At 71.8% G+C, this 17,014-nt stretch carries 17 protein-coding genes; 11 read left to right on the forward strand and 6 right to left on the reverse strand.

The features are described 5' to 3' along the window. Positions 1-184: 184 nt before the first annotated feature. Positions 185-1,183 (forward strand): winged helix-turn-helix domain-containing protein, encoded by a 999-nt coding sequence (locus ABZU91_RS15190; protein WP_355239663.1) that lies wholly within the window; start codon positions 185-187, stop codon positions 1,181-1,183. A gap of 153 nt (positions 1,184-1,336) precedes the next feature. Here ABZU91_RS15190 and ABZU91_RS15195 read toward each other — a convergent pair whose 3' ends face one another. Beyond that, entirely contained in the window at positions 1,337-2,425 is a 1,089-nt protein-coding gene (locus ABZU91_RS15195) for a coenzyme F420-0:L-glutamate ligase (RefSeq protein WP_355239666.1), read from the reverse strand. Continuing rightward, the gene (cofD, locus tag ABZU91_RS15200) at positions 2,422-3,408 is read right to left on the reverse strand and encodes a 2-phospho-L-lactate transferase (protein ID WP_355239669.1); all 987 of its coding nucleotides are present in this window, start codon (positions 3,406-3,408) and stop codon (positions 2,422-2,424) included. The genes ABZU91_RS15195 and cofD overlap by 4 nt, the downstream gene beginning before the upstream one ends. 98 nt (positions 3,409-3,506) lie before the next feature. Here cofD and ABZU91_RS15205 point away from each other — a divergent pair, with 98 nt between their 5' ends. From ABZU91_RS15205 to ABZU91_RS15230, 6 genes are all read left to right on the forward strand, one after another. Continuing rightward, a complete protein-coding gene (locus ABZU91_RS15205; RefSeq protein ID WP_355239672.1) occupies positions 3,507-4,577 on the forward strand; it encodes a hypothetical protein in 1,071 nt (356 codons plus the stop codon). A gap of 503 nt (positions 4,578-5,080) precedes the next feature. Continuing rightward, entirely contained in the window at positions 5,081-7,723 is a 2,643-nt protein-coding gene (locus ABZU91_RS15210) for a bifunctional FO biosynthesis protein CofGH (RefSeq protein ID WP_355239675.1), read from the forward strand. Positions 7,724-7,885: 162 nt separating this feature from the next. After that, positions 7,886-8,164, forward strand: a complete 279-nt coding sequence (locus ABZU91_RS15215; RefSeq protein WP_355239678.1) for a hypothetical protein — start codon at positions 7,886-7,888, stop codon at positions 8,162-8,164. A gap of 51 nt (positions 8,165-8,215) precedes the next feature. Continuing rightward, positions 8,216-9,610, forward strand: coding sequence for a DUF4331 domain-containing protein (locus ABZU91_RS15220; RefSeq protein WP_355239681.1), 1,395 nt, complete (start codon positions 8,216-8,218; stop codon positions 9,608-9,610). 20 nt (positions 9,611-9,630) lie between these two features. Beyond that, positions 9,631-9,960: a phospholipase gene (locus tag ABZU91_RS15225; RefSeq protein WP_355239683.1), complete on the forward strand. Its 330-nt coding sequence runs from the start codon at positions 9,631-9,633 to the stop codon at positions 9,958-9,960. 458 nt (positions 9,961-10,418) lie between these two features. Further along, positions 10,419-10,676 (forward strand): WhiB family transcriptional regulator, encoded by a 258-nt coding sequence (locus ABZU91_RS15230; RefSeq protein ID WP_007455784.1) that lies wholly within the window; start codon positions 10,419-10,421, stop codon positions 10,674-10,676. 52 nt (positions 10,677-10,728) lie between these two features. Here ABZU91_RS15230 and ABZU91_RS15235 read toward each other — a convergent pair whose 3' ends face one another. Then, positions 10,729-11,178: a metallopeptidase family protein gene (locus ABZU91_RS15235; protein ID WP_091292591.1), complete on the reverse strand. Its 450-nt coding sequence runs from the start codon at positions 11,176-11,178 to the stop codon at positions 10,729-10,731. Between the two features lie 153 nt (positions 11,179-11,331). Between ABZU91_RS15235 and ABZU91_RS15240 the strand changes: the two genes are divergently transcribed. After that, positions 11,332-11,700: a DUF3499 domain-containing protein gene (locus tag ABZU91_RS15240; protein WP_355239687.1), complete on the forward strand. Its 369-nt coding sequence runs from the start codon at positions 11,332-11,334 to the stop codon at positions 11,698-11,700. A gap of 148 nt (positions 11,701-11,848) precedes the next feature. Here the strand turns inward: ABZU91_RS15240 and ABZU91_RS15245 are convergent, their stop codons facing one another. Both ABZU91_RS15245 and ABZU91_RS15250 read right to left on the reverse strand, forming a co-directional pair. Next, complete coding sequence (locus ABZU91_RS15245; RefSeq protein ID WP_355239690.1) at positions 11,849-13,225, reverse strand: FAD-binding oxidoreductase; 1,377 nt, start codon at positions 13,223-13,225, stop codon at positions 11,849-11,851. Between the two features lie 2 nt (positions 13,226-13,227). Further along, positions 13,228-14,574, reverse strand: coding sequence for an aspartate aminotransferase family protein (locus ABZU91_RS15250; protein WP_355239693.1), 1,347 nt, complete (start codon positions 14,572-14,574; stop codon positions 13,228-13,230). Positions 14,575-15,164: 590 nt separating this feature from the next. On the opposite strand from ABZU91_RS15250, the gene ABZU91_RS15255 reads away from it, so the two are divergent. From ABZU91_RS15255 to ABZU91_RS15265, 3 genes are read left to right on the forward strand one after another with little or no spacing between them, the layout of a single operon-like run. After that, on the forward strand, positions 15,165-15,935 hold the full coding sequence (locus ABZU91_RS15255) for a helix-turn-helix transcriptional regulator (protein ID WP_355239696.1): 771 nt from the start codon (positions 15,165-15,167) through the stop codon (positions 15,933-15,935). Beyond that, the gene (locus ABZU91_RS15260) at positions 15,926-16,114 is read left to right on the forward strand and encodes a DUF397 domain-containing protein (protein WP_355239699.1); all 189 of its coding nucleotides are present in this window, start codon (positions 15,926-15,928) and stop codon (positions 16,112-16,114) included. The genes ABZU91_RS15255 and ABZU91_RS15260 overlap by 10 nt, the downstream gene beginning before the upstream one ends. Before the next feature lies 1 nt (position 16,115). Then, positions 16,116-16,322, forward strand: a complete 207-nt coding sequence (locus ABZU91_RS15265) for a DUF397 domain-containing protein (protein ID WP_355239702.1) — start codon at positions 16,116-16,118, stop codon at positions 16,320-16,322. Between the two features lie 85 nt (positions 16,323-16,407). On the opposite strand, the gene ABZU91_RS15270 is transcribed toward ABZU91_RS15265, so the two are convergent. Further along, the gene (locus tag ABZU91_RS15270; protein ID WP_355053574.1) at positions 16,408-16,920 is read right to left on the reverse strand and encodes an Lrp/AsnC family transcriptional regulator; all 513 of its coding nucleotides are present in this window, start codon (positions 16,918-16,920) and stop codon (positions 16,408-16,410) included. Between the last annotated feature and the right edge of the window lie 94 nt (positions 16,921-17,014).

Consider the following 17,014-nt stretch of genomic DNA (forward strand, 5'->3'; position numbering starts at 1 on the left):
GGTGCCCCGGCGTCGAATGCGTCCAGGACGCGTCGGTGCCGTGCGCGGGCATTGGAAGCATGCCCAACCGCCCCCGGAGGCGTCGAGGTTTTTCAGCCCAGGCTTAAAGATGGAGATAACTGCCGGCCAGGTAGAGTCGAAACGGTCGCCCGGCATCCCTCTGCCGGCGACACGGGAGCGCTCCATGCTGAAGATCCACTTTTCCGGCGAGGACATCCTCCGGACCCGGGTGGCGCCGGCGGCCGACCCGGTTTGGGAGCTGGTCCTCAGCCTGCACGTGTTGCAGGGCCGCAACCGCGACCCGCTGACGTCGGCCTGGCGGCACACCGTGACCCGCGAGCTGCGCCAGGACATCGCCTCCGACCAGCTTCGACTGCTCTTCGCGTTGAACCCGCCGCGCGGCTACTTCCCCGACTTCCTCACCCCGTACGCCAGCTTGGAGGGTTTCGAGGCGGGGCTGGACGCGGTCCGCAGCACCCCGATCGAGCTGCTCCAGCGTGACCTGACCCTGGTGGCCGCCGGGAACCAACTGCCCGCCTCGGCCGCCGCGCTGGCCCGTGGCGACGTGGCGACGCTGCACCACCTCGCGGAGTCGATGAAGCAGTACCGGGCGATGGCGATCAGCCCGTACTGGAGCCGCATCCAGGCCGCCGTGGCGGCGGACCGCAACCGTCGTGCGCGCGCCCTGCTGGACGGTGGCGTCGAGGGACTGCTGAGCAGCCTGCGCCCGAGCATGCGCTGGGAGAGCGGGGTGCTCGAGGTGCGCGACTACCCGCACAGCCGTGAGCTGCACCTCGACGGGCGCGGGCTGCTACTGGTGCCGTCCTTCTTCTGCGCTGCCACCCCGGTCGCCCTGCTCGACCCGGCGCTGCCGCCGGTCCTGGTGTACCCGGTGGACCGGTTGGGCGGCCTCGCCGCGACCGACGGCGACTCACCGGCCGCGTCCGGTGCGAGCCGCGACTCGCTCGCCGCGCTGCTGGGCCGGACCAGGGCCGCCGTGTTGCAGGCCAGCGACGACGGCTGCACCACGGGCGAGATGGCCCGCCGGCTCGACATCTCCCCGGCGGCGGCGAGCCAGCACGCCACGGTGCTCCGCAACGCCGGCCTGCTCGTCAGCCACCGCGACCGCAACACCGTGCTGCACACCCTGACCCCCCTGGGCCGAGCCGTCCTGGAGGCCTGACGCCCCTCCCTCGCAGCGTCGATCATGAAGTTATCGTCCTGACACGCCGAGGCGACAGGCAATAACTTCATGATCGACGCCGGGGGGCGCCGGGGGCGCCGGGGGCGCCGGGGGCGCCGGGGGCGCCGGGGGCGCCGGGGGCGCCGGGGGTGGTTACAGGGCCAGGGCGGCGCTTGCCGGGCTGCCGGCGGGTGGGGGCAGCAGCGTCGACGGGACGCCCTCGGCGGCCAGGGCGAGGCGCAGCCGGTGCAGGTCGGCGCCGAAGCGGACCAGGTCCATCGGGTCGATCGGTGCTGGGGCGGTACCGAGCACCAGCGCGGTGGCGTCGGCGGGCCAGCCCGGTACCTGGGCGACCAGGCCGGCGCGTACCTCGGACTCGTCGACGAGGTTGAAGACCGTGCCCGGCGTGACCACCCCGGCCACCGCTTCGAGCGCCCGCCGCACCGCGGCGGGGTCGACCGGCTCCGCGCCGACGGCCTCGGTGAGGGTCGCGGCGTCGGCCAGCCCGGCGGCCCGGGCCTCGGCGGTGCCCATCGAGAAGAGGTCCTGTGCGGCGTCACGGACCAGTGCCCGAGCACCCCCGGAATCGTCCGCGCCGGTGGCGGTGAGGTAGCCCCGCACCACGGCCACCGGGACCTGGTCACACTTACCCTTGATCAACTCGCCGGCGCCCGCCAGCTCATCGACCACGGCCATCTGGGTGAGCTGAAGCTCGTTGCCGTACGGGTCGACCTCGCCCCGATGGTCGCGGATGGCCGGCATACCGGCGACTCCGAGCGCGACGTCGGTCAGTCCGTTGCGCCAGGGCCGGCCCATGGTGTCGCTGATGATCACGGCGACATCGAGGTCGTACCTCTCCTGGAGCGCGGCGCGCAGCTCACGGGCCGACGCGTCCGGATCCACCGGCAACAGCACCAGCCGGGTCTTGTCGACGTTCGACGCGTCGATCCCGGCGGACGCCATCACGAACCCGTGGTGGGTCTGCACGATGCGGGTCGCGCCCCGGCTGGCCACGACTCGCGCGGTCTCGCCGGCCAGCACCTCGTCGCGCGCGGCGAGCCGCTCCGGCCCGTCCGCCGGGACGTCGACCAAACGCCCCTCGGCCTTGGAGACGATCTTGCTCGTCACCACCAGCACGTCGCCGTCGCGCAGCCACGGCGCAGCGGTGGCGATCAACGCCGCCAGGTCGTCACCCTCGGTCACATGCCCGATGCCCAGCACCGGCAGGATTTCCAGCCTCACGTCAACTCCACCGCGGCGCGGACCATCGCCGCCGTCGCCGCCTCGTCGGTCATCCGCAGCGGCACCGCGCGGACCGTCACCTCCGGCACCAGCGTGTCGGCGTCCTCCTCGGCGACCAGCCAGCCGTCCAGCAGGCCGCCGGCTGGCCGGCCACCGTACAGCCGGCCCACGCCCGCCGCGCTGCACTCGACCCCGAGCACCGCGAGACAGCGGTCGGCCATGCCGCGCACCGGAGCGCCGCCGATGATCGGCGAGACGCCCACCACCGGTGCCGGGCCGTCCGCCACGGCCTCACGAATCCCGGGTACGGCGAGGACCGGCGCGACGCTCACCACCGGATTGCTCGGGGCGATCAGCACCAGGTCGGCCGCCCCGATGGCGTCCAGCACCCCCGGTGCCGGCTTGGCCGTCTCCGCGCCCACGAACACGAAGCGGTGAGTCTCGATGTTCGCCCGGTACCGCACCCACCACTCCTGGAAGTGGATGGCCCGCTGGCCCTGGTCGTCCCGGAAAGCACCGGCGCTGCTCCCGGGCTCGCCCCCACCGCTCACCACGGCGTGGGTCTCCAGCCGGTCGTCGGTCGCCGGGAGCAGGCGTACGCCCGGCTTCCAACGGGTCGCCAGTGCCTCGGTGACCGCGCTGAGCGGGTACCCGCCGTTGAGCATGGTGCTGCGGACCAGGTGGGTGGCGATGTCCTTGTCGCCGAGGCCGAACCAGGTGGGCTCCGCGCCGTACGCGGCCAGCTCCTCCTTGACCGTCCAGCTCTCGCCGACCCGACCCCAGCCCCGCTCCGGGTCGGCGCCGCCCCCGAGGGTGTACATGACGCTGTCCAGGTCGGGACAGATCTTCAAACCGTGCAGCCACAGGTCGTCGCCGACGTTGACCACGGCGGTCACCTCGGCACCGACCTCGCGGGCGTACGCCCGGACGCCGAGCAGGAACCGGGCGCCCCCGATGCCGCCGGCCAGAACCACGATGCGCATGTCGACCATCCTCGCGCACGTGACGCCTCCGGTCCGCCGGTGCCGGGGGAGACTAGGCTCACGTGCGCCCTGTCCGTCCATGCCCCGAGGGGGAGCTCGTGACCAGCCCCGCCGAGCCCGCGTCCGCCGACGCGACGCAGGCCCGCCAGCTGACCAAGCCACTGCGCGAACTGGGTGCGTTCGCCCTGCTCGGCGCCAACGCCGTGTTCCTCTTCGTGGGGCTGCTCCGGCTCATCAGTCCCGCCGACTACACCGACTTCACCGGCCGGGCGGGCAGCTCCTTCTCCATGTTCATCGGCGTCGAGGCGGTGGTTCTGCCGCTGCTGGCCGTGCTGCTGGCCACTCACGTCGCGCCCGTGCTGCCCAAGGCGAAGCTGATCACGCAGGTGGCTCTCGGCGAGTACGCGTTCAGCGCGCTGCTCGGCACGCTCACCATGCTGATCTGGACGGTGGGCCGCCTCGCCAACGCCGAGATCCTCGACGCGCTGCTCGGCATCCTCACCCGGTTCGCCTGGATGGTGATCTTCGCGGTGGCCGCCTGGGTGGTCTTCACGGTCTGGCGGGCGTTCTACTACGTGCCCAAGCCGAAGCCGCAGCCGGGTGTCTACGGCCAGCCGCAGCCGGGTTGGCCACAGCAGCAGGGCGGTTGGCCGGGCCAGCCCGGCGGGCAGCCGCAGGGCGGATGGCCTACCCCCGGCCAGCCGGGCGGCTACCCGCAGGCGGGCCAGCAGGGCGGTTACCCGCCGGCGCAGTTCCCCGGCCAGTACGGCCAGCCGTCCCCGCCGTTCCAGGCCCCGCAGTCCGCCCCGCCGCACCAGCAGTCCGCGCCGCACCAGCAGCAGTCCGCGCCGCACCAGCAGTCGGCAGCGCCGCACCCGCACTCCGCGCCGCCGTTCCCGCAGTCCGCGCCGCCGGCCAGCCCGGGCTCGCAGTCCGCGCCGTCGTTCCCGCAGTCGGCAGCGGCATTCCCGCAGTCCGCGCCGCCGTTCGAGGCGGCACCGCAGTCCGCGCCGCCTGCCCCGCCGTTCGGACAGCCACCGTCGGCCGACCCGACCCAGACCATCCCGCGCCAGTCCGCCGAGCCGGCCGCCGACCCGACCCAGGCGATCCCGCGTCCGGCCGAGGACAACGACCGCACCCAACACATCAACCCCGACCAACCCCGCTAATCCACGCCCGCCCACCCGCCGAAGCCCAACTCAATCCCACCCCCCGCCCGGCCCACCCCCGCCCGGCCCACCCTTCCCCCGCCCGGCCCACCCCACCCCGCGCCCGGCCCACCCCGCGCCCGGCCCCGCCCTTCGACCCGCGATCCACGCCCGACGCCCCTTCAAGATCCGCACAAGAACAGGGTTGTTGCTGCCTCAGCCGCCTCCGAGGCAGCAACAACAGGGAAGTTGCGCAGATCTTGGGTCGCCCCCCGGCCCCACCTCGGTCGATCATGAAGTTATTGCGCCGACACGCCGGGTGAACGCGCATTAACTTCATGATCGACAGGGCAGGGCAGGGCAGGGCAGGGCAGGGCAGGGCCGGGCAGGGCAGGGCCGGGCCGGGTTGGGCGGAACGGGCAGGGCCGGGCAGGGCGAGGCGGCGCGAGGGCAGGGTGGCCGGGGCGAGGGCGGGGCGGGCGGGGCTGGGGGTGGGTGGGGTGGGGTGCGCATAGGGTGAGCGGATGGTTGATCGCACCCACTCCGGTCCCAGCGAGGCGAGCGTGCGGCGGGCCCTGGGCCGGGCCGCCGCCGGGCGGGCGCTGGACCTTGACGAGGCCACCGCGCTGCTCGCCGCCCGTGGTGATGCTCTCGACGAGTTGCTCCGGGTGGCCGGTCACATCCGCGACGCCGGGCTGCGCGAGGCCGGACGGCCGGGCGTCGTCACGTACTCGAAGAAGGTCTTCATCCCGCTGACCCGGCTCTGCCGGGACCGCTGCCACTACTGCACGTTCGCCACCGTGCCGCATCGGTTGCCGGCGCCGTTCCTGGACCGGGACGAGGTGCTGGCCATCGCCCGTGAGGGTGCCGCGCAGGGCTGCAAGGAGGCCCTGTTCACCCTCGGTGACCGGCCGGAGGAGCGGTGGCCGGCGGCGCGTACGTGGCTGGACGAGCGCGGCTACGACTCGACCCTCGACTACCTGCGCGCCTGCGCGGTGGCCGTGCTGGAGGAGACCGGCCTGTTGCCGCACCTCAACCCGGGCGTGCTGTCCTGGTCGGAGCTGCAGAGGCTCAAGCCGGTCGCGCCCAGCATGGGCATGATGTTGGAGACCACCGCGACGCGGCTGTGGTCCGAGCCGGGTGGGCCGCACTACGGGTCACCGGACAAGGAGCCGGCGGTACGGCTGCGGGTGCTCGACGACGCGGGCCGGGTGGGGGTGCCGTTCACCACCGGCATCCTCATCGGCATCGGGGAGACACCGGCCGAGCGGGTGGACGCGTTGTTCGCGATCCGCCGTGCGCACCGGGAGTACGGGCACCTCCAGGAGGTGATCGTGCAGAACTTCCGGGCCAAGCCGGACACGGCGATGCGCGGCATGCCCGATGCGGAGCTGCACGATCTCGCGGCCACGGTGGCGGTGGCCCGGCTGCTGCTCGGCCCGAAGGCCCGCATCCAGGCCCCGCCGAACCTCATCGCCGGCGAGTACGAGCTTCTGCTGCGTGCCGGGATCGACGACTGGGGCGGCGTCTCCCCGCTCACCCCGGACCACGTGAACCCGGAGCGTCCCTGGCCGCAGATCGAGGAGCTGGCCAGGCACACCGAGCTGGCCGGGTTCACGCTGCGCGAGCGGCTGACGATCTACCCGGAGTACGTGCGGGCGGGCGACCCGTGGCTCGACCCGCGGCTGCTGCCGCACGTGAGCGCCCTCGCCGACCCGGCGACCGGGATGGCGGTCGAGTCGGCCCTCCCGCAGGGCCGCCCCTGGCAGGAGCCGGAGGAGGTGTTCGGCGGTCGGATCGACCTGCACGCCACCATCGACACCACCGGCCGCACCGACGACCGGCGCGGCGACTTCGACAGCGTCTACGGCGACTGGGCCGAGGTCGCCGGCAAGGTCACCCCGGAGGCGAAAGCGGTTGCCGGCAAGGTCACCCCGGAGGCGAAAGCGGTCGCCGGAAGGGTCACCCCGGAGGCGAAAGCGGTCGCCGGCAAGGTCAGCCCGGAGGCGGCGGCGCGCCGGGCGGACGTACCCCTGGTGTCGGCCGCTGGCGGCGCGGACCGTGACCTGGCGGCCGGGCTGCGGCTCGCGGCCGACGACCCGGCGGCGCTGCTCGAACCCGCACACACGGATGCGGCGCTGGCGTTGTTTGGCGCGGTCGGGCCGGCGCTGGACGAGCTGTGCCGGCTCGCCGACGACGTGCGCCGGGACGCGGTCGGTGACGACGTGACCTACGTGGTCAACCGCAACATCAACTTCAGCAACGTCTGCTACGTGGGCTGCCGGTTCTGCGCGTTCGCGCAGCGTGAGCGGGACGCCGACGCGTACCGGCTCTCCGTCGACCAGGTCGCGGACCGGGCCGAGCAGGCGTGGGCGGCCGGTGCCAGCGAGGTGTGCCTCCAGGGCGGGATCGATCCGAAGATGCCGGTCACCGGCTACGCGGACATCGTGCGTGCCATCAAGGCACGGGTGCCGGAGATGCACGTGCACGCGTTCTCCCCGATGGAGATCGTCACGGCCGCGGCGAAGGCCGGCGTGCCGGTCCGCGAGTGGCTGACCCAGCTCCACGAGGCCGGTCTGGACACCATTCCGGGCACCGCCGCCGAGATCCTCGACGACGACGTGCGCTGGGTGCTGACCAAGGGCAAACTGCCGGCGGCCGCCTGGGTCGAGGTGGTCAGCACGGCCCATGAGCTGGGCATCCGGTCCAGCTCCACCATGATGTACGGCCATGTCGACCACCCTGGACAGTGGCTCGCGCACTTCCGGGTGCTGGCCGGCGTGCAGGACCGTACGGCTGGGTTCACCGAGTTCGTGGCGCTGCCGTTCGTGCACACCAACGCCCCGATCTACCTGGCCGGGATCGCCCGACCGGGGCCGACCTGGCGGGAGAACCGGGTGGTGCACGCCATGTCCCGCCTGCTGCTGCACGGCCGGATCGACAACATCCAGTGCTCCTGGGTCAAACTCGGCGACGAGGGCACCGTGGTGATGCTCCAGGGCGGCTGCAACGACCTGGGCGGCACGCTGATGGAGGAGACCATCTCCCGGATGGCGGGGTCCGACAACGGTTCGGCGCGTACCGAGGAGCAGTTGCGGGCCATCGCGACGGCGGCCGGGCGTCCGGCGCGCAAGCGAACGACCGCGTACGGTCACGCCCGGCGCTGAGGTCGAACCTTTTCCCGCCGTCGGCCGTACCAAGCGGTGCCGGCGGCGGTCGCGGCGAGGATCGCCGCCGGTGTTTCCTCAGGGGCCCGGCGGCGTCGGTCGGCGGCACCGGACCCGTCCGTCACTGCGGGCGCGTGCGCGCCGCCGCCGGAAAGGTTCCCCATGACCAGTGATCAGCGGAAGCGGCCTTGGCCGCGACTGACCCGCCGGCAGACGTTGACCGCCGCGGCCAGCGCCACCCTCGGCGCGGCCGCGCTCACCGTGCCAGGCCTGTCGGCTGCCCAGAACGCGCCCGGCGCGTCCGCTCGGGCCGACGAGCCGATCGTCGTGCATCTGCGCGACGCCGCGTCCGGAACGATGGACGTCTTCGTCGGTGAATCCCGGATCGAGGTACGCGACCGCGGCCTCGCGGACCGGCTGCGCCGCGCCGCCCGGCGCTGACCAGCACCCTCCGCCCCGCCATCAGTCCCCGCCCAGTGAGGTTGGTCCGCCATGTCTTCCCACCGCGAGGCCCCGGAGATAGCCAAGGATCCGGTCGCCGACAGCTCCGACCTTTACGCGTTCGTCAGCCCCGACAAGCCCGACACGGTCACGTTGATCGCCAACTACGTGCCGTTGCAGCTCCCGTCCGGGGGGCCGAACTTCTTCGAGTTCGGCGACGACGTGCGCTATGAGATCCACATCGACAACAACGGTGACGGGCATCCCGACGTCACCTACCGGTTCGAGTTCACCACCGAGATCACCAACCCGAACAGCTTTCTCTACAACACGGGCCCGATCGACTCGCTGGACAGCAGGAACTGGAACCGCCGGCAGTTCTACAGCCTGACCCGGATCGCCGACGGCAAGGAGCACCGGCTCGCGCACAAGCTGCCGTGCCCACCGTGCAACGTCGGCCCGCTGTCGACCCCGAAGTACGCCGACCTGGTACGGCAGGCCACGTACACCCTGTCGACGGGGGAGCGGGTCTTCGCCGGGCAGCGCGCGGACGGCTTCTTCGTCGACCTGGGGGCGATCTTCGACCTCGGCACGCTGCGGCCGTTCCAGCAGTTGCACGTGGCCGGCAAGAAGATCTTCAAGACCGAGGGCGAGCCGGTCAACGCCACCGACCGGATGAACGTGCACAGCATCGCCGTGCAGGTGCCGCTGAAGCAGGTGCGTCGCCGCGCCAACCGGTACGGTCCCGCCGATGCCGCCTCCGTGCTGGGGGTGTGGACGTCGGCGTCGCGCCGGCAGGTCCGGGTGCTCGGTGACCGGGGCGGAGCGGACACGTCCACCGGCCCGTTCACCCAGGTCTCCCGGCTGGGCAATCCGCTGTTCAACGAGGTCATCGTGCCGATGTCCAAGAAGGACCTGTGGAACTCGCTGCCGCCGTCGGAGGACAAGCGGTTCGCGCGGTTCGTCGAGCAGCCGGAGTTGGCGGCGCTGCTGCCGGCGCTGTACCCGGACGTCTTTCCCAACCTGGACAAGCTCAACAAGTCCAAGAAGGCCCGCGCGGACCTGGTGGCGATCCTGCTCACCGGCGTGCCGGCCGGTCTCATCGACGGCTTCACCAACGTCACCGGCGACGTGCAGGCCGACATGCTGCGCCTGAACACGGCGATCGCGCCGAACCGTCGGCCGGACCGGTTCGGTGTGCTCGGCGGCGACCTGGCCGGGTTCCCGAACGGGCGGCGGGTCGGCGACGACGTGGTGAGTATCGCGTTGCGGGCGATCGCCGGCGTGACCGTTCCGCTTGTCGACAAGACGTTCCGGCCGGACGCGGCGGCCGGCGCCGTGACTCCGGGGCTCAGCGCCGCGGACGTGACGGCTCCGTTCCTCGCGAACTTCCCCTACCTCGGTACGCCGTACGACGGGTTCAACAACCCGCCGGCGTCGTCCTGACCACGGCCGGGGGAGCAGTCATGCACGAGCACACGTACGGGCCGTCGGAGGCGGGGAGCGTCGTCCTCGATCTGGGCGGCGACACCGGTGCCTTGATCATCTACACGGGTCGGGATCTGCACGGCCGGGAGATCGAGATCAGTCGCGGCGACGATCGGCGGGTCCACTCGGCCGTACGGGAGCGCCGGGTGCGGGACGGTTCGTTCCACAGTGCGGTCTACCCCGATCTCCCCGAGGGCATTTATACCGTCTGGTGGGACGAGAACACGTCGGCCGGCACCGTGTCCGTCCATGGTGGAGGCATAGCCGAGTTCGCCTGGCCGAGCAGCGGTTTCGGGGTCGCCGGCTGACCTCTTCGCGCCACCTTTCCGTTCGCACCCCGTCCACATCGTGGGCGGGGTGCGATCGCTGTCCACGGCTGGACGGGCAGTCTGCGCCGCGCCGCGTTAACCTGTCCCCCACCAAGATCAGCTTTGTGAGGGAGGGTGCTGGCGCTCCTCGCCCGGTGGGGCGTCGGGGAAGCGCCACGGCAGAAAAGTCGGGCAACTCGCCGGAGAGGGCGTTACTCGGCCGGGGTCTGAATCGATAGGGCAGGTTGCGAGGCTGGACGGTCCTGGTGGCCGGCCAGGGTTGTCGGGAGGGCGACTCCATTATCAAGTTTGGCTTGACGGCGCACGCATTACACGCGTGTAATTTGAATGGGGTTGTTCGCACGGAACGCAACAAAACGGGACCGGACGGACACGCACGCCTTTCGCGTGGGGGGTTGCAGCGGCGATGACGCCGGTGCGCGACAAGGAGGCATTTGATGGACGGCCAGCTTGAGGTGGCCGACCTGCTCGGAAACGCGCCGGAGTGGCAGGAGCGGGCCTTGTGCTCGCAGACCGACCCCGAGGCGTTCTTTCCCGAGAAGGGCGGCTCGACCCGCGAGGCGAAGCGAATCTGCTCGCGCTGCGAGGTCAAGACCGAATGCCTCGAATACGCTCTCGGCCACGACGAGCGGTTCGGGATCTGGGGTGGGCTCTCGGAGCGGGAACGGCGCAAGTTGAAGCGGCGCGCCGCCTGAGCGGTACGGGGTCGGGGGTGGTGCGGAGTCGAGGCGGTGGGGGCCGCCCGACTCAGGCCAGCTCGTCGGGGTCGACCCCGAGCAGGTTCGCCACCTGCTCGATGATCACGTCATGGACGAGGTCGGCGAGATCTTCGCGGTCCATCGCCCGGAATTCCAGGGGCCGGCGATACAGCACGATCCGGGGCGGCACCTCCTGACGGCCGGGACGACCCGGCAGCAGCCGGGCCAGCGGCACCTCGCCGTCCTCCAGCACGTCGGAGTCGTAGACGTTCAGGTCCGGCGGAACGTCCTCGACCGCGAACTCGACGCCGGCCAGTTCCTTGGCGAACCGTCGCTCCAACGTCTCGACGGTGTCCAGGACCAGGTCATCGAAGACCTCCGCCTTGGTCCGCGCCAACGGCACGGTCGCCGGCACCAGGCGCCCGCGCAGGCCACGCCCGTGCCGGTCGCGGTGCGTCCGCCGGCCGGGGCCGGGGCGGCGGTGTTCCGGGCTCGTCATAAGGCAAAGGGTAGCCCCCGTGCCGGGCCGGCCAGCGGCACCGCCGCCAGCGTGGCGCGGCGCGGCACGAACCGCGGATTGTGATCACCACGACGGGCGTGTCGCAACGCGAAGCGATGCGCCGGACCCGGTAATGGAGATACCCTGCCGCACGTGAGGTCACCACGGCGCTGCTCCCGTAACGGCTGCCCCCGGCAAGCGGTCGCCACATTGACCTATGTCTACAACGAGTCGACAGCCGTGGTCGGTCCGTTGGCGGCGTTCGCCGAGCCGCACACGTACGACCTGTGTGAGCAGCACGCCCGCAGCCTCACCGCGCCGCGCGGCTGGGACGTGGTCCGGCACGAGGGCGAGTTCGAGCCGCCCCCGCCCACCACTGACGACCTGGTGGCGCTTGCCGAGGCGGTCCGCGAGGCCGCCCGTCCGGCTCCCCGCCCCCCGGAGCCCGACCAGCCACGCCCGGAGAACCCCCACCAGACCGGCCGCCGAGGCCACCTCCGCGTAATCCCCCCCAACCACTAACCCACCCCACCCCCGGCCCCCACCCCCGGCCCCCCACCCCCGGGCCGCCCCCCACCCCCGGCCGCACCCCGCGGTTGATCATGAAGTTATTGCCGCGACACGCCGAAGCGGAGGGCAATAACTTCATGATCAACGCGTGAAGGCAGGGTTACTGGCCCAGGAGGCGGGAGAGCGCCTTGGCGCTTCTGGAGGGGCGGTCGGTTCGGTTTTCCCTGGTGTCGGCGCTGGTCATGAGACGCAGGGCCGCGTTCATCGCCAGCCAGCGCATCGGTTCCGGCTCCCAGCGGGGTGAGCGGTGGCCGACCCAGGGCAGGGCGGTCAGCTCGCTGCGCTCGCCGCGGATCAGGTCGGCCAGGGTGCGGCCGGCGAGGTTGCTGGCACCCACCCCGTCCCCGACGTAGCCACCCGCCCAGGCCAGCCCGCGGTCCCGGTCGAACCCGACCGAGGCGGTCCAGTCCCGGGCCACGCCGAGCGGTCCACCCCAGGTGTACGCCACCGGGACGTCCGGCCCGAGCACCGGGAACAGTTCGCCCAGCGTCCGCCGCAGCGCCGCGAAGACCCGTGGCTCCCGGTCCTGGCCGGGAGAGATCCGGGACCCGAAATGGTACGGAGCACCGCGCCCGCCGAACGCCAACCGCCCGTCGGCCGTCCGCTGGCCGTAGATGATCACGTGCCGGTGGTCGGAGAACGTCTCCCGATCCGCCAGCCCGATCCGCTTCCAGGTCTGCTCCGGCAGCGGCTCGGTGGCAACCATCAGCGAGTACACCGGTGCCACCGCGCGACGCAGTCCAGGCAGTATCGGCGTGTAGCCCTCGGTGGCGCGTACCACCACCGACGCCCGGACGCTGCCCGTCTCGGTGACCGCCGCGCCGGTTCGGATCGCGGTCACCGTGGTCCGCTCGTGAATGGTCACCCCGAGGCGTTCCACGGCCCGCGCCAGACCACGCACCAGCTTCGCCGGGTGCACTGTCGCGCAGTGCGGGGTGTACGTCCCACCGCGTACCCCCTCGGCGGCGCAACGGGCCGCGGCCTCGTCGGCGTCGAGGAGCGCCAGGTGGTCGACGCCGAAACCGAACGCGCGGGCCTCGTCCACGGTGGCCCGAGCCCTGGCGAGCTGCGGACCGGTCCGGGCGAGCGTGACGGTGCCGCCGTCCGCCCAGTCGCAGTCGATGCCCTCCGCCGCGACGATCCGGCCCACCGTGGGGACGGTGTCGTGCAGTGCCCGCTGCATGGCGACCGCCGCGTCGCGGCCGTGCCGGCGGGCCAGCCCGGTCAGCGAGGTGGGGAAGAGCGCGGAGCACCAACCACCGTTGCGCCCCGACGCCCCGTACCCCGCGATCTCCTTCTCCAGGACGACGACCCGCAGCGTCGGGTCGGCCCGGGCCAGGTAGTAGGCCGTCCACAGCCCGGTGTAGCCGGCACCCACGATCACCACGTCGGCGTGCGTGTCGCCGGGCAGCGCGGGTCGAGGGGTCAGCGGTTCGTCCAGGCTGGACAGCCAGTACGACAGCTCCTGGTAGCGCACGGTCAGAGCCGCGACCAGGCCTCGGTCAGGACCGTACGGAGGATCTGTTCGATCTCGTCGAAGTGGCGCTGCTCGGCGATCAGCGGCGGGGCGAGCTGGATGACCGGGTCGCCCCGGTCGTCGGCCCGGCAGTAGAGCCCGGCCTGGAACAGCGCGGTGGAGAGGAAGCCACGAAGCAGGCGCTCCGACTCGGCTTCGTCGAAGGTCTCCCGGGTGGTCTTGTCCTTGACCAACTCGATGCCGTAGAAGTAGCCGTCGCCCCGGACGTCGCCGACGATCGGCAGGTCGTGCAGCTTTTCCAGGGTGGCCCGGAAGGCGTCCTCGTTGGCGCGTACGTGCCCGACGAGGTCCTCGCGCGCGAACACCTCCAGGTTGGCCAGGGCCACCGCGCAGGAGACCGGGTGTCCGCCGAAGGTCACCCCGTGGGCGAACATGCCGGTCTCGGTGAGGAAGGGCTCCATCAGTCGGTCGCTGGCGATCATCGCGCCGAGCGGCGCGTACCCGGAGGTGATGCCCTTGGCGGTGGTGATGATGTCCGGCTGGAAGCCGTAGCGGACCGCCCCGAAGTACTCACCGAGCCGACCCCAGGAGCAGATCACCTCGTCGGAGACGAGCAGCACGTCGTACGCGTCGCAGATCTCCCGCACCCGCTCGAAGTAGCCGGGGGGCGGAGGGAAGCAGCCGCCGGAGTTCTGCACCGGCTCCAGGAACACCGCGGCGACCGTGTCCGGACCTTCGCGCTCGATGGCCCGGCCGATCTCGTCGGCGGCCCACCGGCCGAACGCCTCGGGGTCGTCGCCGTGCTCGGGCGCCCGGTAGAAGTTGGTGTTCGGCACCTTGATCCCGCCGGGCACCAGCGGCTCGAAGTCGCTCTTGATGCCGGGCAGGCCGGTGATCGACAGCGCGCCCATCGAGGTGCCGTGGTACGCGATGTAGCGGCTGACAACCTTGTACTTGTTGGGCTGGCCGGTGCGCTTGAAGTACGCCCGGGCCAGCTTCCATGCCGCCTCGACGGCCTCGGAGCCGCCGGTGGTGAAGAAGACCCGGTTCAGGTCGCCGGGGGTGAGCGAGGCGATCTTCTCGGCCAGCTCGACGGCCGTCGGGTGGGCGTACGACCAGAGCGGGAAGTACGCCAGCTCACCGGCCTGCTTGGCGGCTGCCTCGGCCAGTTCGGTGCGGCCGTGCCCGGCGTTGACGACGAACAGTCCGGCGAGCCCGTCGAGGTAGCGGCGGCCCTGCGCGTCCCAGATGTACGCGCCCTCGCCGCGCACGATGGTCGGCACCTCGCCGGCGGAGTAGCTCGCCATCCGGGTGAAGTGCATCCAGAGGTGGTCGGTGGCGTTGGCCATGTCAGCCCCATCGGTCGTCGGGCCGGTCGAAGGGGTGAAGCCGGCCGCTCTGCCCACGGTTATCGCACAGTCCGGTGCCTGTCGGCAAGTGGTATCAGTGGCGTGACAGGCTGACCGCGACGGAATCAGCGAGCAGTTGCGACCTCGGCAACGGATTTCGCATCATCGGGCTCGGTCTGTTGATCCACTCCGGTTCGCCGATGTCGCGGTGTCAGAGGGTGATTGATACCGCGACATCGGCGAAGTCGTGTGGATCCACCCACAGGGTGGGCGTGTCTGTGGGATGACGAGGCTGGTGGTGACACTTCGGGGGCGGTCACGGGGCGTCCTGAATCCGCGCCAACACGTCCCACCGCAACACGCCGGTAGGCCGGAGACATCAACACCCAGCGTCGCTAACGTGCGGCGCAGCGTGTACCGAGCTGGGCCGGCGGCGGTCTGCACGAAGCGGGGCGACGCAGGGTTCTCCGCGCGGGGCGGCGCGACGCTCCGCACCGGCGGGGACGGGCGCAGCGCGCTGTGCCCGGCGGGCCGGCCAGCGCTGCACCGAGCCGAAATGTGCGGTGTGCCCGGCGAGCGGGAGGATCGAGATGGCGAACGAGGCGTTGCGCGTGGCGATGGCCGAGGCGGGGGAGACGGTCGAGTCGCTGGCCGAGAAGGTCCGCGTCGACCCCAAGACGGCGGGGCGGTGGCTCGCCTCGGGGCGCATCCCGCATCCGCGTACCCGGATCGCGGTTGCCGAGGTCCTGCGCCGGGACGCGGCCGAGCTGTGGCCGGAGCCGTTCCGCCGCCGGGACCTGCCGTGGTTCCGACCGTGGGCCGAACTGGAACAGGACGCCATCTCCCTGCGGTCTTATGAGCCGCTGCTCGTGCCAGGCCTGCTCCAGACCGAGGGGTACGCCCGGGCGATCCTGAACACCGGCGGGCTGGTCCCGCCCTCCGAAGTGGACGAGATCGTGGCGAGCCGCGTCGACCGGCAGGCAGTGCTTCGCCGCGACGCGCCACCCCAGCTCGTCGTGGTGCTCGACGAGGTGGTGCTGCGCCGGCCGGTCGGTGACGGGCCGGTGATGGCCGGGCAGCTCCGGCACCTGGCCTCGGCGGCGGAGTGGGAACACGTGCAGGTCCGGGTCATCCCCGCCGAGAGCCCGTGGCATACCGGCTTGGCCGGGCCCTTCGTGCTGGGTCGCCTGCCCGACGGGACGGAATTGGCATATCTCGACAACCAGCTCCGCGGTCAGATCGTGACCGATCCTCTCGACGTGGCTAACCTGGGACGCAGGTGGGAGAGCGTCACCGGCGAGGCGTTGACCCGACGCCAGTCGATCGAGCTGATCAGGGAAGTGGCCACGACATGGACATGACCGACGCGCGCTGGCGCACCGCGACCCGCAGCAGCAACAACGGCGGGAACTGCGTCGAGGTCGCCGACAACCTGCCCGGCCGGGTGCTGGTGCGGGACAGCAAGGACCGTGACGGCGGCACCCTCACCTTCGCGCCGACGAGTTGGCGTTCCTTCGTCGAGCAGTTGCGGCAGGCGTGACATGACCGACGCGCGCTGGCGCACCGCGACCCGCAGCAGCAACAACGGCGGTGACTGCGTCGAGGTGGCCGACAACCTGCCCGGCCGGGTGCTGGTCCGGGACAGCAAGGACCGTGACGGCGGCACCCTGACCTTCGCGCCGACCGCTTGGGCGTCGTTCGTCGACACGGTGGGCGCGGCCGACGCGGTCCGCACGGCCGGCCGCTGATCCACTCCGCTTCACGGAAACCGGGGCATCACGGCGTCCCGGACACCCCGACTCGCAGGAAGCCGAGTCGATTAAGCGGCAGCCGTCAGGCCGTACCCCAGGTGTAGGTCTGTTTGCGGAGCTTGAGGTAGACGAACGCCTCGGTGGAGAGCACGCCCGGCACCGCGCGTAGCCGTTGCAGGATCTCCAGCAGGTGGTCGTCGTTGCGGCAGACCACCTCGGTGAGCAGGTCGAACGAGCCGGCCGTGATGACGACGTAGTCGACCTCGTCCAGTTCGGCCAGTCGGTCGGCGACGGCCTCCAGGTCGCCGTCGGTACGCAGCCCGATCATCGCCTGGCGGGGAAAGCCGAGCTGGAGGGGATCGGTCACCGCGACGATCTGCATGACGCCGGAGTCGAGTAGTCGCTGCACCCGCTGACGGACGGCCGCCTCGGACAGGCCGACCGCCTTGCCGATGGTGGCGTACGGTCGGCGGCCGTCCTCCTGGAGCTGCTCGATGATCTGCTTGGCCACGTCGTCCAGCAGAGCGTGGTTGGCACCTTCACGCACAGCGACGCGGCGACCGCCGCCGCCGCTCTCGTGCTGCCGGTTCGTCATCGTGCGCTCCCCATGTCCCGAATCCTGATGTCGCGCGTGTATCCCCGCGCAGTCTGGCGTATTTCGTCGTCAACTGCTAATCCTGCAACGGAAT

The organism is Micromonospora sp. NPDC005174 (assembly GCF_040608495.1).
Classification (GTDB): domain Bacteria; phylum Actinomycetota; class Actinomycetes; order Mycobacteriales; family Micromonosporaceae; genus Micromonospora.

Bases quoted from the DNA above. Each gene is read 5' to 3' on its own strand.
- ABZU91_RS15190 (WP_355239663.1), top strand. From the start codon at position 185: ATGCTGAAGATCCACTTTTCCGGCGAGGACATCCTCCGGACCCGGGTG.
- cofD (WP_355239669.1), bottom strand. From the start codon at position 3,408: ATGCGCATCGTGGTTCTGGCCGGCGGCATCGGGGGCGCCCGGTTCCTG.
- ABZU91_RS15210 (WP_355239675.1), top strand. From the start codon at position 5,081: ATGGTTGATCGCACCCACTCCGGTCCCAGCGAGGCGAGCGTGCGGCGG.
- ABZU91_RS15215 (WP_355239678.1), top strand. From the start codon at position 7,886: ATGACCAGTGATCAGCGGAAGCGGCCTTGGCCGCGACTGACCCGCCGG.
- ABZU91_RS15220 (WP_355239681.1), top strand. From the start codon at position 8,216: ATGTCTTCCCACCGCGAGGCCCCGGAGATAGCCAAGGATCCGGTCGCC.
- ABZU91_RS15225 (WP_355239683.1), top strand. From the start codon at position 9,631: ATGCACGAGCACACGTACGGGCCGTCGGAGGCGGGGAGCGTCGTCCTC.
- ABZU91_RS15230 (WP_007455784.1), top strand. From the start codon at position 10,419: ATGGACGGCCAGCTTGAGGTGGCCGACCTGCTCGGAAACGCGCCGGAG.
- ABZU91_RS15235 (WP_091292591.1), bottom strand. From the start codon at position 11,178: ATGACGAGCCCGGAACACCGCCGCCCCGGCCCCGGCCGGCGGACGCAC.
- ABZU91_RS15250 (WP_355239693.1), bottom strand. From the start codon at position 14,574: ATGGCCAACGCCACCGACCACCTCTGGATGCACTTCACCCGGATGGCG.
- ABZU91_RS15255 (WP_355239696.1), top strand. From the start codon at position 15,165: ATGGCGAACGAGGCGTTGCGCGTGGCGATGGCCGAGGCGGGGGAGACG.
- ABZU91_RS15260 (WP_355239699.1), top strand. From the start codon at position 15,926: ATGGACATGACCGACGCGCGCTGGCGCACCGCGACCCGCAGCAGCAAC.
- ABZU91_RS15265 (WP_355239702.1), top strand. From the start codon at position 16,116: ATGACCGACGCGCGCTGGCGCACCGCGACCCGCAGCAGCAACAACGGC.
- ABZU91_RS15270 (WP_355053574.1), bottom strand. From the start codon at position 16,920: ATGACGAACCGGCAGCACGAGAGCGGCGGCGGCGGTCGCCGCGTCGCT.